We start from the raw sequence: 15,548 nt of genomic DNA, 5'->3' as shown, positions 1-15,548 counted from the left end.
TGTTGTGTTTTCATTAACACGTCAACCCGATTTTGATAATTACCTAGTATAAACGAAATAAAAATTAATTACGCTGATAATTGCAGATTTTTTTTAGCATAAGTCAACGATTTTTCAATGACTTCGTCAATAGACAAGCTTGTAGAATCGAGAATTAATGCATCTTTCGCCGCAACAAGTGGCGCAACAGCGCGATTCCGGTCACGGTAATCGCGTTCTTTTATCTCGGATAAAAGGCGCTCAAAGTTAACATTAAAGCCCTTTTCCTGCAACTGTAACATGCGACGACGCGCGCGCTCTTCTGCACTCGCTTCTAGAAATATTTTTACTTGAGCATCAGGAAAAACAATTGTGCCCATATCTCGACCATCTGCAATTAAGCCCGGCGCTGTACGAAATGCGCGTTGACGACGCAGTAATGCTTCTCTTACACGAGGAAAAGTCGCAGCTTGTGATGCCGTATTCCCAACTGTTTCTGTTCGAATTTCAGTTGAAACATCTTCACCTTCAAGAATGACACTTAAGCCATTCTCATTAGGAATAAAACGTACATCTAAATTTGCAGCCAGGGGAACTAAAGCATCTTCTGAGGTGATATCAACATGGTGATGTAAAGCCGCTAATGCCAATACACGATAAATAGCGCCAGAATCGAGTAAATGCCAGCCAAACGCTTTCGCTAATGCTTGGCATAATGTTCCTTTACCTGCTCCGCTAGGCCCATCAACAGTTATAACAGGGACGATAACCGCCATGAGTTTCTCCTTTTCGTGGGCACTGCATTTCTGTATTTGTTGCTCTTATTACATTGATATAATAGGCATTGTATTCAAACAGAGAAAAACAGTATTAATATATGCGCGACATTATACGCATACAATGTATAGGAAGAAACAAGCAGATAAGCACTAAAGGGTCTTATTTAATATTATTTTTTCGAGATAGTGTATTTTTTAGAAAAATTAATCTAATCACAATAAAAAATCGGCAGTATTGTTCTTTAAAAAGTCCAATACTACCGATTTAATTGATTTAATTTTGACTCATTTTAATTAATGATTTTCACATTAATTATTACGTTGAGAAAGTGTTTCTAATTTCTCAAAATAATCAGGGAAGGTTTTTGCAGTACATCCTGGATCAAGAATAGTAATTGGCGTATCTGAAAGTGCCACCAGCGAAAAACACATCGCAATGCGGTGATCATTATAAGTTTCGATATCCGCAGTGATTAACTGTTTTGGTGGCGTTACTTTTAAGTAGTCGTGCCCTTCTTCAACTATCGCACCTACTTTTTGTAACTCTGCTGCCATTGCCGCTAATCGGTCAGTTTCTTTTACACGCCAGTTATAGATATTACGGATAACAGTCTCACCTTCAGCAAAAAGTGCCGTGGTAGCAATGGTCATTGCTGCATCAGGGATAGTATTCATATCCATATCAATGCCTTTTAACGTTCCACGCTCACACTCTATATAGTCATCACCCCAGCGTACTTTTGCGCCCATTTTTTCAAGCACAGAAGCAAAATGGATATCCCCTTGTAAGCTATTTTTACCTATACCTGTAACTCGTACAGTGCCACCTTTAATGGCAGCAGCGGCTAAAAAGTAAGAAGCAGATGAAGCATCACCTTCTACAAGGTACTTTTCTGGTGATTGATATTGCTGCCCACCTTTTATAACAAAGCGTTGGTAGTCTTGATTTTCAATTTTCCCACCAAAGGTATTAATTAATGCTAAGGTAATATCAATGTAAGGTTTTGATACTAATTCGCCTTTAATAGTGATAATAGTATCTTGCTCAGCTAAAGGTGCCGTCATTAATAATGCAGTCAAAAATTGGCTAGAAACACGCCCATCAACCTCAACATTACCACCTAAAAAACCACCACATAAGCGAATTGGCGGATAATCTGTCTGTTCAAGGTAGTCAATTTTTGCGCCACCTTGGCGTAAAGCGTCAACTAAATGCCCAATTGGACGCTCTTTCATACGAGGTTCACCCGTAAGAATAATATCGTGCTCACCAAGACTTAATGCAGCCGCTAATGGGCGCATTGCTGTACCTGCATTACCTAAAAAGAGCTCTAATGGCGAATTTGTTTTAAACTTTCCCTCGAGCCCTTCAATATCACATACCGTATTGTTATTTGATAATTGATATTGCACACCTAACGCTTTTAATGCATTAAGCATATGACGAATATCATCACTATCTAATAAGTTGGTTAGACGAGTTTTACCTTTAGCTAAAGCCGCTAATAACAACGCACGGTTAGAGACACTTTTTGATCCTGGTAAATTAATAACACCTTCGATATGAGCGATAGGTTGTAATGTTAACGATTCCATAAACAGGTAAAAACTCCAATAGACAAATAAATTAAGAGGGATGTTATTTAATTAAATATAAAATTATTTAGATACTTATATTTTTATTTATTAATTCTGCACTAAGTAATTCAATTTTAATTATTAACATCTTGAATATTGAATGAATAAGAAAACCTGTATGTTAAGCAGATTTTCTTATTCTAAATTTTATTTCTTACGCATGGCGACGTTCAAAATCAGCCATAAAGTCAACTAATGCTTGAACACCTTCCAATGGCATTGCGTTATAAATTGAAGCACGCATACCACCTGATACACGGTGACCTTTTAATGCGACTAAACCTTGCGCTTCTGCCTCTTTTAGGAATACAGAATCCAACTCAGGAGAAGACATTTGGAAAGGTACATTCATTAGTGAACGATTCTCTGTGGCAACACGATTGATATAGAAATCACTATTATCAATTGCACTATAAAGAAGCGCTGCTTTTTCATAGTTACGTTTTGCCATCTCTTGCAAACCACCTTGCTCTTTCAGCCATTTAAAGACCATACCTGATAAATACCAAGCAAAGGTAGGTGGTGTATTAAACATGGAATCATTTTCAGCAAGCACAGTGTAATCAAACACGGAAGGCGTTTCTTTACGCGCTTTACCTAATAGATCTTCACGAATAATGACAATCGTTAAACCCGCAGGACCAATATTCTTTTGTGCACCCGCGTAGATAACACCAAAACGGCTAACATCTATCGGTTGAGATAAAATAGAAGATGAATAGTCAGCAATAACAATTTTGCTGTCATCAAAATCTGGCTCTTCATGAATGGCAATACCATCAATGGTTTCATTTGGGCAATAATGCACATAAGCAGCATCAGCACTTAATTGCCACTCTTTCATTGGCTTAACGCCAATTTTGCCATCAATTTCTGTTTTAATTTTAATGATATTCGGCGAACAATATTTTTCAGCTTCTTCGGCTGCACTTTTAGCCCAATAACCACCATCAATATAATCAGCGCTTGCTTTATCGCCTAATAAATTGAGAGGTAAAGCAGAAAAATGGCCACGAGCACCACCGTGGCAAAAAAGAATTTTATAGTTTTCTGGCACATTGAGAAGATCGCGAAGATCTTGTTCTGCCTGATGAGCAACCTCAAGAAACTCTTTACTGCGGTGGCTAATTTCCATAACCGAACGCCCAAGTTCATGCCAGTTGCATAATTCTAATTCTGCACGACGAAGGACTTCTGCCGGTAACATAGCCGGACCTGCACTAAAGTTATATACCTGACTCATTCAAATTCACCCTATCTGAATATGTTTTTACAAAATGACCTTTATCGGTTGTATCATTCCCGTTAAATTGGCGCAATGATTATTGTGAACTAACGCATAATATGCAGAGCATAAAAATAATGGTTAGGAGTGTTTTATGTCGGGGAGTGTAAATAAAAAAGAAGAAGCGAGCTGGGGAATGCTTCTTCATGGAAAAAATAGTCTAAAATCGCTCGCTTTGGCAGGAGGTGTCGCATTACATGCAATTAATGTCTATATTACGATCACAACGCTACCTTCAATTGTACGTGATATTGGTGGGCTTAATTTATATGCATGGAACACCACTGTTTTTATTCTGGCTTCAATTCTCTCTTCTGCATTAACTTCACGATTACTGAGCGTACTTGCACCTCGCAATAGTTATCTTTTTGCCACAATTTGCTTTTTAGCAGGTTCTGTTATTTGTGCGACAGCACCCTCAATGCAGATATTACTTTTAGGGCGATTTATTCAAGGAGCTGGCGGAGGAATGTTGCTGGCTCTTGCTTACTCTTTAGTTCGGGTCATGTTTCCTCAACCACTTTGGTCTAGAGCCATGGCATTAATGTCTAGCATGTGGGGAATATCAACACTGTTAGGCCCTGCGCTAGGTGGAATATTTGCTGAATATGATGTTTGGCGCGGTGCATTTTGGTCTATTTTATTTGTAGGTATTCCTTACGCTATTTTATTATTTACTATTCTTCCTACCGAAAATAATGCTGATAATATCGTCGCGAAAACCCCATTACCTTATCAGCAGCTTATTTTATTAATGCTTGCTGTATTATCTATTTCTATTGGTAGTCTTTATAACGTTATTTTATATAACGCCTTATCCTTTATATTTGCTTTGATCTTTATTCTCCTGTTAGTCAATATTGATAAAAAATCAAATGATGGCTTATTTCCTAGAGGGACATTTTCTTTTTCTGCACCGTTAGCACCCATATATTTCACAATGGCTTTATTAGGGATTAGTGTACAAACAGAAGTCTTTGTGCCCTATTTCTTGCAAATTATCCATAATGTTACCCCACTACTTTCAGGTTATTTAGCGGCATTGGTTGGTGCGGGTTGGTCTTTCTCTGCCATTATGTCTTCATCAAGTAAACAATCTACTGCACAGCGGTTAATGCGTTTTGGCCCAATGATTAATTTTTCAGCCATTGTGATCCTCGGTTTATTTATCTCTAATGTTTTAACCGTACCTTATGGGCAGATTATCATTATTTGTATCGCTCTCTTTTTTACAGGTGCCGGAATTGGTATGGCATGGCCTCATTATTTAACCCGTGTTTTACACGTTTCTCAGGGACAAGAAGCTCAAAAAGCGGCAACATCCATTACCACTATTCAATTGTTTTCAACAGCTGTCGGTGCATCTATTTCAGGGACTGTGGTTAATATGGCAGGGTTAACAGATCCAGGAGGTATTCTTGGCGCGCAAAATGCTGCACATTGGCTGTTTATTGTGTTTGCTTTTACGCCGTTTGTGGCGTTTTTTACAGCGAAAGTTGTGGTATCTAGCGCTAAAAAGAATCAATGAATATGATGTGATTTTTAATATAACAAAGCCTCACGAATGAGGCCTTGTTATTATTTAGACTTGTTTAACTTAATACTTTTCAAAGTTTTCTTGAATTTTTGCAGGATCTTGAGTTTCAGTCAGTGATAACTGTAATAACACTCTCGCTTTTTGTGGATTTAAGCGCTCTGACGCAATAAAGCCATATTTTGCATCATCCACTTCACCATTTTGGGTGGTAAATCCTACTGGCACACGGCTTGCACGAACCACTGCAACACCTTTTTTCGCGCCATCAGCTAAGGTATTAAAAATATCAGTATATAAGTTACCGTTACCCACACCTGCACTAACAATACCTTTGTAGCCATTATCAATAAAGGCTTTTGCTGGTAAATCAGACGCATTGGAGTAGTTATAAACAATACCAACTTTTGGCAATTCGGTTAGTTTGCTCACATCAAATGCGGCTTTATCTGCACGAGGTAATGCCACAGTATAATAATGAACCTTACCGTTATGCACATAACCTTGAGCACCTGCGTTAACAGGCTGGAATGCTTGTACTTCAGTAGTATTCATTTTAACAACGTCTTTACCACTAATCACCGCGTTATTCATAGTGACTAACACACCACGATTTTCAGAGGCTTTATCACTGGCAATCACAACCGCATTAAATAAGTTTAAAGGGCCTTCAGCGCCTAATGCCGTAGCAGGACGCATTGCACCTACCATTACAACAGGTTTTTTACAAGCAGTTGTTAAATCAAGAAAATAAGCTGTTTCCTCCATGGTATCAGTACCATGTGTTATCACGAACCCGTCGGTTTTATCGCAATCTTCATTAATTTTTTTAGCGAGTTTTAACCAAACTTGGTCATTCATATCTTGAGAACCGATATTAACGACTTGCTCACCTTTTAAATTAGCCACTTGCTTCGCTTCAGGCACTGCATTGATCAACACATCAATGCCTAATTTACCTGCCGTATAGCTAGACTGTGTTGCTGAATCACCGCCGCCTGCAATCGTTCCACCTGTTGCAAGAATAGTGACATTAGGCAAAGCGAAAACAGAACCACTGATTACAGCTAACAAACTGGCAAGCAATGTTTTCTTCATCATTTTTTTCGATCCCTTATGAATTAATAAATAAATCTAATTATGATGATTTTTAATTATCAATTCCGTGATAAATCAAACGAATTTATTAAAAAAACTCATATATCAAATAAATAATGAGGCTTCTATATAGTTAGTTATTTTTCGTCATAAGAAATCGTTAGTGCATTACAGGGGATTTCAGTATCATGTGCCCCCTAACTATCACCAGCAAAATATTGATGAAACCTGCCATGTCACAAACATTTATTCCTGGCAAAGATGCCGCACTGGAAGATTCTATCGCTAGCTTTCAGCAAAAATTAACCGACTTAGGATTTAACATTGAAGAAGCTTCATGGCTAAACCCTGTACCAAACGTTTGGTCTGTTCATATTCGCGATAAAGATTGCCCTTTATGTTTTACTAACGGTAAAGGCGCCAGCAAAAAGGCGGCATTAGCCTCTGCTCTAGGCGAATACTTTGAACGTCTTTCAACCAATTATTTCTTCTCTGATTTCTGGTTAGGTGCTGATATTGCAGAAGGTGAATTTGTTCATTATCCAAGTGAAAAATGGTTCCCACTAACAGAAGATGATTCTGTTCCCACTGGCTTATTAGATGCGCGTTTACGCGAATTTTATGATCCAGAAGGTGAGTTATGTGGTAGTGAGTTAGTTGATTTACAATCAAGTAATCATGATCGCGGAATCTGTGCTCTGCCATTTATACGTCAATCTGATGAAAAACCTGTTTATATTCCTGTAAACATTATTGCTAATTTATATGCTTCTAATGGCATGTCAGCGGGAAATACAAAGAATGAAGCACGAGTTCAAGGGCTTTCTGAAGTTTTTGAACGTTATGTAAAAAATCGCATTATCACTGAGAGAATTAGCTTACCTGAAATTCCTAAAGAAGTTTTAGCTCGCTACCCTGCTGTTATTGAAGCAATTGAAACATTAGAGCAAGAAGGTTTCCCAATCTTTAGTTTTGATGCCTCTTTAGGCGGTCAATTCCCTGTTATTTGTGTCGTATTATTCAACCCACAAAATGGTACCTGTTTTGCCTCTTTTGGTGCTCACCCTGATTTTGGTGTGGCTTTAGAGCGTACTGTCACTGAATTATTGCAAGGCCGTAGCCTTAAAGATCTCGATGTCTTTAATCCGCCAAGCTTTGATGATGAAGAAGTTGGTGATCATACTAACCTTGAAACACACTTTATTGATTCAAGTGGTTTAATTAGTTGGGATCTATTTAAGAAAGATGCCGATTACGCATTTGTTGACTGGAACTTCAGTGGTACGACAGAAGAAGAGTTCCATACATTAATGTCACTTTGCCAGCAGTGCGATGCAGAAGTCTATATCATGGACTACTCACACCTAGGTGTTTACGCTTGTCGTATTTTAGTACCGGGCTTATCTGATATTTATCCTGCTGAGGATTTACAATTAGCCAATAACATTATGGGTGTACATTGGCGTGACACCATTCTTTCTCTACCAACGAGCGAAGGCACTAAAGAAGAGTATCTTTCTCTTATTGGTCAATTTGATGAAGATGGTTTAGATGACTTTACACGTATCAGAGAGATGATTGGTATTGCTCCGGGCAAAGATAATGGTTGGAGCCATTTGCGTGTAGGTGAATTAAAATCAATGTTAGCGCTTGCGGGTGGCGATCTTGATCAAGCGCTCGTTTGGGTTGAATGGACTCAAGACTTTAATGCTTCTTTATTTACGCCAGAGCGTCAAAACTATTATCGCTGTTTACACAATCTCTTATTATTACAACAAGAGACTGAACGTGAACCAGAACAATATATGTACGCATTTTCTCGTATGTATGGCGAAAAAACATTACAAGCAGCCTTAAATGCAATACAAGGCAAACAAGCATTTTACGGATTACAAACTATTGATCCTGATTTAGCTAATTTACCTGTTCATCAGTCATTACTTGCTGCCTATGAGAAATTACAGAAAGCAAAACGTCAATCGACTAAATAAGGCTATTTTGTTTAAGGTTATTTATTAAATAATAATTAACTTTAACTGAATAATAAGCGCGTATTTAAATTGAAACACTCTATTGAAAAGTAGAGTGTTTTATTTTTCTAAAAATAAAATATTGACAGATTTGTCATGTTGACAAATTTGCCATCTGACAAAATTGTCAAAATATGGCAAAAGTGACGATTTAAGGCATTTAATATGACACTATAAATACATATTGAACTTTTACACCAAGAATATTACTTAAATATAGTTTAAATTGCTATTTGTTTAACCAGATCTCAAAAATTAAAAAACCTTATTTTTATAATGGGTATATGTCTGGAGTAATCATTAAAGATTAACCACAAATAAAGTAATGTTTATATTTATGACAAAAGTAAATAAGGCGTTAAATTTAATTTTTAATTCTTAACATGCGGGGTTTAAATAATACTTTATATTTACTTTCTACTTTATTTATCCAGCTAGTCTAAAATTTTTTGATAATTTTTAAAAAATTTTTTCATTTTATTAATCAAATAGTTATAGCCAAAATAGCGGGTTTTTACGCACTAAAAACGGGATTCTAATGAGCGACCATGATCCATATCAATTTTAGAAGTAAGCCCCTTTGCTACTATTATTGCGTGCTATAATTATTCCAACATATAAGAGAGTGTTAGTATGAAAGCTGACAGCCCTTTTAATTTATTATCACCTGCAGATATGGCAAAAGTTGCCGATGATGCATGTTGTTATAAAGCAAATAAACATATTCCAACGACTTACTTATCTGCATTTACCGCGGGTATGTTTATATCAATTGCTTTTGTTTTTTATATTACTGCTACTACAGGTACCGCATCTGTTCCATTTGGGCTGGCTAAATTAGTCGGTGGGATCTGCTTCTCTCTGGGGTTAATGCTCGTCGTCGTTTGTGGCGCTGACTTATTCACCTCTACTGTTCTTACTATTATTCCTAAAGCAACTGGACGTATATCTTGGGGCAAAATGTTTGCAAACTGGATAAATGTCTATCTTGGTAACTTTGTTGGCGCACTCTTTTTTGTCGCCTTAATGTGGTTCGCAGGTCAGCATATGGCAGCGAATGGGCTTTGGGGGCTTAATGTCTTACAAACAGCACAACATAAAGTTGAACACACTTTTATTGAAGCAGTTTGTTTAGGTATTTTAGCTAACTTAATGGTTTGTCTTGCAGTTTGGATGAGCTATGCAGGTCGCACACTAATTGATAAACTCTTTGCATTAATTTTACCTATCGGTATGTTCGTTGCTAGTGGTTTTGAGCACAGTATCGCTAACATGTTCCTTATCCCTTTAGGTATTGTTATTAAGAATTTTGCACCCGCAGAATTCTGGACTAAAGTAGGTGCATCACCCGAACAATTTTCGGATTTAACAGTTTCGAATTTCCTCGCTGACAATTTATTACCTGTCACTATCGGTAACATTATTGGCGGAGCAGTCCTAGTCGGTTTAGTATACTGGTTAATGCATCTGCGTGGCGATAAACATTAATCCACGCAGGTATGACTGATTTCTTAAGTTCCATTGTAAAAAGGTAGAAGTATCATGTCTGATTTAAATGAAAAATTTGCTGAAGCATGGAAAGGTTTTTCTGAAGGTGAATGGCAGAACAATGTTAACGTTCGTGACTTTATCCAAAAAAACTATACTCCATATGAAGGCGACGAATCTTTCCTAGCAGGTTCCACTAAAGCAACTGATACACTTTGGGAACAAGTTATGGAAGGCATCAAAATCGAAAACCGCACGCATGCGCCGGTTGATTTTGATACTTCTGTTGCTTCAACTATCACATCTCACGATGCAGGTTATATCTCTAAAGATTTAGAACAAATCGTAGGTTTACAGACTGATGCACCTCTGAAACGTGCGATCATCCCATTCGGTGGTATCCGTATGGTTGAAAGTTCTTGCCACGCTTACAACCGTGAGCTGGACCCAGAACTGAAAAAAATCTTTACTGATTACCGTAAAACTCACAACCAAGGCGTTTTCGATGTTTATACTCCAGACATCATGAAATGCCGTAAATCTGGTATCTTAACAGGTTTACCAGATGCATATGGTCGTGGCCGTATCATCGGTGACTACCGTCGTGTTGCACTGTATGGTATTGAGTTCCTGCGTAAAGATAAATTTGCCCAATTCACCTCTTTACAAGAAAGAATGGAAAAAGGCGAAGATCTGGAAATGACTATCCAACTGCGTGAAGAAATCGCAGAGCAGCACGCTGCTTTAGGTCAAATCCAAGAAATGGCTGCGAAATACGGTTACGATATTTCTCGCCCAGCGCAAAACGCAAAAGAAGCAGTACAATGGACTTACTTCGGTTACTTAGCCGCTGTTAAATCTCAAAACGGTGCTGCAATGTCATTTGGTCGTGTATCTACTTTCTTAGATATCTACATCCAACGTGATATTGAAGCTGGCTTACTGACAGAAGAACAAGCTCAGGAATTAATTGACCACTTAGTCATGAAATTACGTATGGTTCGTTTCTTACGTACTCCTGAATATGATGAACTGTTCTCTGGTGACCCAATCTGGGCAACAGAATCTTTAGCAGGTATGGGTTTAGATGGCCGTACTCTGGTAACTAAGAATACTTTCCGTTTCTTAAATACCCTGTACACAATGGGTCCATCACCAGAACCAAACATGACCATCCTGTGGTCAGAACAACTGCCTATCAACTTCAAAAAATATGCAGCTAAAGTCTCAATCGATACTTCTTCAATCCAGTACGAAAATGATGACTTAATGCGTCCTGACTTCGACAGCGATGACTATGCAATCGCATGTTGTGTTAGCCCAATGGTTGTTGGTAAACAAATGCAGTTCTTCGGTGCTCGTGCGAACTTAGCGAAAACCTTACTGTATACCATCAATGGTGGTGTTGACGAAAAACTGAAAATCCAAGTAGGTCCAAAACATGCTCCAATCATGGACGAAGTATTAGACTTCGATACTGTGATGAACCAAATGGATCACTTTATGGATTGGTTAGCAACTCAGTACGTAACTGCGCTGAACGTTATCCACTACATGCACGATAAATACAGCTATGAAGCAGCTCTGATGGCACTTCATGATCGTGACGTATATCGTACAATGGCATGTGGTATCGCAGGTCTGTCTGTTGCTGCTGACTCACTGTCTGCAATCAAATATGCAAAAGTTTCTCCAATCCGTGATGAAAACGGCTTAGCAGTTGACTTTAAAATTGATGGCGAATACCCACAATTTGGTAACAACGATTCTCGTGTAGATGACATCGCTTGTGACTTAGTTGAACGTTTCATGAAGAAAATTCAGAAACTGCGTACATACCGTAATGCGGTACCTACACAGTCAATCCTGACTATCACTTCAAACGTTGTTTACGGTAAGAAAACAGGTAATACCCCAGATGGTCGTCGTGCAGGTGCACCATTCGGACCAGGTGCTAACCCAATGCACGGTCGTGACCAAAAAGGTGCGGTAGCTTCTCTGACTTCTGTTGCGAAACTGCCATTTGCTTATGCGAAAGATGGTATTTCTTACACCTTCTCAATCGTACCTAATGCATTAGGTAAAGATGATGATGTTCGTAAAGCAAACCTTGCGGGTCTGATGGATGGTTACTTCCACCACGAAGCGGGCATCGAAGGTGGTCAACACCTGAACGTCAACGTGATGAACCGTGAAATGCTGTTAGAAGCAATGGAAGATCCTGAGAAATATCCTCAGTTAACTATCCGTGTTTCTGGTTATGCCGTTCGCTTTAACTCACTGACTAAAGAGCAACAGCAAGACGTTATCACCCGTACATTTACACAAACAATGTAATAAAGATAACTATATGCATTTATTTACTGAGAAAGTAGATAAAATCGCTTAGAATAAAGGCCCCTACTTTGGGGCCTTTTTATTAGACAGTTTTGGAGTAACCCTGTTATGTCCGTACTTGGTCGTATCCACTCATTTGAATCCTGCGGTACTGTTGACGGTCCCGGAATACGTTTCATTGTTTTCTTTCAAGGATGCCTAATGAGATGCCTCTATTGTCACAACCGTGACACATGGGATACTCATGGTGGGCAAATCGTCACAGTTGATGAACTAATGAAAGAGGCGGTTACCTATCGTCATTTTATGAATGCTTCTGGCGGCGGTGTTACTGCTTCAGGTGGCGAAGCAATTTTGCAAGCAGAGTTTGTACGTGATTGGTTTCGTGCTTGTCAGAAAGAAAATATCCATACCTGCCTAGATACTAATGGCTTTGTTCGTCGTTATGATCCCGTTATTGATGAATTAATGGATGCCACTGACTTAGTGATGCTCGACCTAAAACAAGTCAATGATGAGATCCACCAAAAGCTCGTTGGTGTATCAAACCAGCGTACACTTGAATTCGCACGTTATTTAGCAAAACGAGGCCAAAAAACATGGGTTCGTTATGTAGTTGTACCGGGTTGGTCTGATGATGATGATTCTGCTCATCGTTTAGGCGAATTTATTAAAGATATGAAAAATATCGAAAAAGTAGAACTTCTTCCTTACCACGAACTCGGCAAACATAAATGGGTAGCTTTAGGAGAAGAATACAAGCTAGATGGCATTCATCCACCGTCAAAAGAGACGATGGAAAATGTAAAATCAATTCTTGAATCTTATGGCCATAAAGTGATCTACTAGGCTTTTCTACTTAAGATTAATTTAAGAAGCAGCGCATTAAAGCGCTGCTTTTTTGTTTTTATATAATTAAAAATATTCAAAACAAATAAAGTTATTTTTTAATGAGATGAAGTTAACTTAAATTATTTAAATCATTTTGTATTAATTAAAGAATGTCTGTCCTCACAAGTAAAAATATACATTCTAAGATTATCCTTAACCTATATTAAGTTGAATACAGTTGATTAATAACAAAACAAAAAGATATTATAGAAATCTTATATTTATAAACTAAAGATATTGGGATTAAGGTACAGGAAATGGAACAAGACAATAATTCATCGCTAACAGAGCCTCAAGAGGTATTTACGCCTATTCCTCAAGCACGAGGTGCCTCAGGCGGAGTACGTTGGTTAGGACTGGGATGGGATTTAATAAAAGAACGTTTTTGGATGTGGGTAGGCGTTATTATTATCTACTTTATCGTTAGTCTTATTATATCGACCATTCTTGGATTTATTCCGCTAATAGGTCCAATCATATCACCTTTTATTACTACTGTATTAGCTACAGGCCTTATTGCCATTGCCCATCAGCAATATGAAACCCGACGGATGGACGTTGATAATCTATTCTTTGGTTTTTATAACAAACGCTATCTAAGTATAATGGGCGCTTACGGCATCAGTTTCCTTATTTTGCTGTTTGGGATTATTCTCGCAGTTATTATCTCTGGTGCAGCCATGATGGACGTTATCTATGCAGCTTCTAGTGATTATTCTGAAGAAATTATTGCTGAAATGATGGCAGATAACACATCAGGTTTTACTCTATTTATCATTATTATTGCTATTTTTGGTACAATTAGTACTGCTGCATATTGGTTTGTCCCTGCGTTGGTATTAGTAAACGGTTATAAAGCGCTCCCTGCTGTTAAAGCGAGCCTTTCGGCAGTAAAAATAAATTTAGCGGGTGGATTCTTCTTCTTTATTTTACTGCTATTTATTCTGGTAGTGAGTATTATTCCATTTGGTTTAGGGTTATTAATTACTATTCCTCTTTCTTACACTGCGATGTATGGCTCTTATCGTGACGTTTTTTATCACCATAATGTAGGCAACCAAGGAAATAATGGTGGAAATGGTGGAAATGGAACGATTTCTCTTAATAAAACCGCTGAATCCAATATTGGTAAATTAGTCAGTTAATTCTTAGCATTAGCTTACTTAAATAAAAAAGCAGTAGAGCGTAAATCCTACTGCTTTTTATTATCTAGAATACATAGCTTACATCATTAACCCGCAAACGGGTTTTTATTATCGTAAGATTTATTATAAAGTGCATCAGATATTAAATAGTCATAAATTTCATCAACAATTTCAATACCTTCTTTTTCACTTCTTTGTTCTTCTATTTGACTATTCTCACCAGGATAAAGCACTTTCTCCACATGAGGAGCTGGCTTAATTGCATTTAACTCCCCCATAGCCTGTGAGATATGTTCTCTAAATAATGAGGCATCAGTAAAGAAAGCAGAATTAATAACAATATGTAATTGCCCTAGCTCTCGCCCTTGTGTTAAATCGTGATACATCGAACTAACATGTTTACCGAAAGGAAGCCCCAGCAAAATACCAGACAACACATCAACCATCATCATTAAACCATAACCTTTAGGTCCCGCAATAGGTAATAAACCTTTTACTGCGAAGGGATCTGTCGTAGGTTTACCACTTTCATCGACAGCCCAAGTATCAGGAATATCGACATGACGCGAGCGCGCATCAAGTACCTTGCCCCATGCCTGTACAGTTGTCGCCATATCAAATGTAATACGTTTATCGCCAACTCCTGGCGCTGAAAAAGCGATAGGATTAGTGCCGTAATAGACTTCAGAGCCACCAAAAGGAACAACCATAGGATCAGATTGACACAGCGAAATACCCACCATGCCTGCTCGTGATGCTTGTTCAACAAAATAAGACAGCGCGCCACTATGACCAATTCGTCTTACACCAACAACCGCAACGCCCTTCTCCTGTGCCATTTTAATTGCGCATTCCATTGCATCTTTCGCTGCAACATGCCCAGCTCCATTATCTCCATCAAATACAGCGCTACATGGTCCCGTTTCAGTATAAGTAAAATTAGGCGCCGTATTTGTACCACCTTTACTGATCCGCTCTGCATAATACTCTACACGAACAGCACCATGAGAATGAATACCTTTGGCATCAGCATGGACTAAGACATCAGCCACCGTATCAGCATGAGACTCACTCAATCCTGCATGATGTAATTTATTTTTTATTAATTGATGTAACTGCTGTTTAGAAACTATCATAGAATATGCTCTTTTGTAGGGTTCTAATTAAATAGAAACGTCATAAAATAACGGGGGTAAATTCGAGTGATAGGTCTAATTTAACAGCATAAATAGGATCTGCCGTGATCGGTTTAACCAATGGCGGATTGCGTTATATTTTTGTTAAATAGTCATTTCTTTATTAAAAACCTTTTTATAATCCCTCTTATAAAAAACAAAAAAGTGG

11 protein-coding genes are annotated in these 15,548 nt (G+C 38.1%); 6 read left to right on the top strand and 5 right to left on the bottom strand.

What is annotated here, in order from left to right; all coding sequences use genetic code 11:
* Positions 1-68: 68 nt before the first annotated feature.
* The 3 genes from cmk to serC form a co-directional block, all read right to left on the bottom strand.
* Entirely contained in the window at positions 69-755 is a 687-nt protein-coding gene (gene cmk / locus ACNARN_RS07580) for a (d)CMP kinase (RefSeq protein WP_098943727.1), read from the bottom strand.
* A gap of 312 nt (positions 756-1,067) precedes the next feature.
* Positions 1,068-2,354, bottom strand: coding sequence for a 3-phosphoshikimate 1-carboxyvinyltransferase (gene aroA, locus ACNARN_RS07575; RefSeq protein ID WP_198626167.1), 1,287 nt, complete (start codon positions 2,352-2,354; stop codon positions 1,068-1,070).
* Positions 2,355-2,550: 196 nt separating this feature from the next.
* A complete protein-coding gene (gene serC, locus ACNARN_RS07570) occupies positions 2,551-3,639 on the bottom strand; it encodes a 3-phosphoserine/phosphohydroxythreonine transaminase (RefSeq protein WP_416304305.1) in 1,089 nt (362 codons plus the stop codon).
* A gap of 136 nt (positions 3,640-3,775) precedes the next feature.
* On the opposite strand from serC, the gene ACNARN_RS07565 reads away from it, so the two are divergent.
* Positions 3,776-5,209, top strand: coding sequence for an MFS transporter (locus tag ACNARN_RS07565; protein ID WP_416304304.1), 1,434 nt, complete (start codon positions 3,776-3,778; stop codon positions 5,207-5,209).
* 69 nt (positions 5,210-5,278) lie between these two features.
* On the opposite strand, the gene ansB is transcribed toward ACNARN_RS07565, so the two are convergent.
* Complete coding sequence (gene ansB, locus ACNARN_RS07560; RefSeq protein WP_416304303.1) at positions 5,279-6,316, bottom strand: L-asparaginase 2; 1,038 nt, start codon at positions 6,314-6,316, stop codon at positions 5,279-5,281.
* A gap of 230 nt (positions 6,317-6,546) precedes the next feature.
* Here ansB and ycaO point away from each other — a divergent pair, with 230 nt between their 5' ends.
* The 5 genes from ycaO (at position 6,547) to ACNARN_RS07535 (ending at position 14,204) form a co-directional block, all read left to right on the top strand.
* Complete coding sequence (gene ycaO, locus ACNARN_RS07555) at positions 6,547-8,304, top strand: 30S ribosomal protein S12 methylthiotransferase accessory factor YcaO (RefSeq protein ID WP_416304324.1); 1,758 nt, start codon at positions 6,547-6,549, stop codon at positions 8,302-8,304.
* Positions 8,305-8,976: 672 nt separating this feature from the next.
* The gene (gene focA / locus ACNARN_RS07550; RefSeq protein WP_100159566.1) at positions 8,977-9,831 is read left to right on the top strand and encodes a formate transporter FocA; all 855 of its coding nucleotides are present in this window, start codon (positions 8,977-8,979) and stop codon (positions 9,829-9,831) included.
* A gap of 54 nt (positions 9,832-9,885) precedes the next feature.
* Entirely contained in the window at positions 9,886-12,168 is a 2,283-nt protein-coding gene (gene pflB / locus ACNARN_RS07545; protein ID WP_198620500.1) for a formate C-acetyltransferase, read from the top strand.
* A gap of 108 nt (positions 12,169-12,276) precedes the next feature.
* A complete protein-coding gene (pflA, locus tag ACNARN_RS07540; RefSeq protein WP_023581312.1) occupies positions 12,277-13,017 on the top strand; it encodes a pyruvate formate lyase 1-activating protein in 741 nt (246 codons plus the stop codon).
* 299 nt (positions 13,018-13,316) lie between these two features.
* Positions 13,317-14,204, top strand: a complete 888-nt coding sequence (locus ACNARN_RS07535; RefSeq protein ID WP_349443161.1) for a BPSS1780 family membrane protein — start codon at positions 13,317-13,319, stop codon at positions 14,202-14,204.
* An 86-nt stretch (positions 14,205-14,290) separates the two neighbouring features.
* On the opposite strand, the gene allD is transcribed toward ACNARN_RS07535, so the two are convergent.
* Complete coding sequence (gene allD / locus ACNARN_RS07530) at positions 14,291-15,340, bottom strand: ureidoglycolate dehydrogenase (protein WP_416304302.1); 1,050 nt, start codon at positions 15,338-15,340, stop codon at positions 14,291-14,293.
* Between the last annotated feature and the right edge of the window lie 208 nt (positions 15,341-15,548).

This window comes from Proteus sp. TSJ240517 (assembly GCF_047921575.1).
Lineage (GTDB): Bacteria > Pseudomonadota > Gammaproteobacteria > Enterobacterales > Enterobacteriaceae > Proteus.
The sequence above is the reverse complement of the archived record's forward strand: the minus strand, read 5'-3'. Positions and strand labels throughout refer to the sequence as shown.

Excerpts from the sequence above, each read along its gene's own strand:
- serC (WP_416304305.1), bottom strand. The coding sequence starts at position 3,639 with ATGAGTCAGGTATATAACTTTAGTGCAGGTCCGGCTATGTTACCGGCA.
- pflA (WP_023581312.1), top strand. The coding sequence starts at position 12,277 with ATGTCCGTACTTGGTCGTATCCACTCATTTGAATCCTGCGGTACTGTT.
- ansB (WP_416304303.1), bottom strand. The coding sequence starts at position 6,316 with ATGATGAAGAAAACATTGCTTGCCAGTTTGTTAGCTGTAATCAGTGGT.
- allD (WP_416304302.1), bottom strand. The coding sequence starts at position 15,340 with ATGATAGTTTCTAAACAGCAGTTACATCAATTAATAAAAAATAAATTA.
- aroA (WP_198626167.1), bottom strand. The coding sequence starts at position 2,354 with ATGGAATCGTTAACATTACAACCTATCGCTCATATCGAAGGTGTTATT.
- ACNARN_RS07535 (WP_349443161.1), top strand. The coding sequence starts at position 13,317 with ATGGAACAAGACAATAATTCATCGCTAACAGAGCCTCAAGAGGTATTT.
- cmk (WP_098943727.1), bottom strand. The coding sequence starts at position 755 with ATGGCGGTTATCGTCCCTGTTATAACTGTTGATGGGCCTAGCGGAGCA.
- ACNARN_RS07565 (WP_416304304.1), top strand. The coding sequence starts at position 3,776 with ATGTCGGGGAGTGTAAATAAAAAAGAAGAAGCGAGCTGGGGAATGCTT.
- ycaO (WP_416304324.1), top strand. The coding sequence starts at position 6,547 with ATGTCACAAACATTTATTCCTGGCAAAGATGCCGCACTGGAAGATTCT.
- focA (WP_100159566.1), top strand. The coding sequence starts at position 8,977 with ATGAAAGCTGACAGCCCTTTTAATTTATTATCACCTGCAGATATGGCA.
- pflB (WP_198620500.1), top strand. The coding sequence starts at position 9,886 with ATGTCTGATTTAAATGAAAAATTTGCTGAAGCATGGAAAGGTTTTTCT.